We start from the raw sequence: 321 nt of genomic DNA on the forward strand, positions 1-321 counted from the left end.
GCTCAAATAACATCCCTCTTGTATTGATCCTGATACGGACTACCTGCCAAACGCAGGTGCCAGTGACAACAAATACGGATAACCCGATTCACCGAACGGGTTTTCAAAACAAGCGGGCGATACCTACCGCCTGCCGCACCTCAGCCATCATGGGTTCACTGATGGCGCGAGCGCGGGCAGCACCGGCCTGCAGCTGTTCTTCGATATCCTGGGGACGGCTCATCAAGTCGTTGTAACGCTCCCGTGATTCAGCCAGCTCAGCGTTGATCAGCTCGAACAGTTGTTTCTTCGCTTCACCCCAGGCAATACCATCAGCAAAGG

1 pseudogene is annotated in these 321 nt (G+C 54.5%); it reads right to left on the reverse strand.

Features of this window, described 5'->3' with window-relative positions:
• Positions 1-103 precede the first annotated feature (103 nt).
• A pseudogene (locus Q4563_RS18185) lies at positions 104-321 on the reverse strand (tryptophan--tRNA ligase); the annotation flags it as partial.

This window comes from Gilvimarinus sp. 1_MG-2023 (genome assembly GCF_030548285.1).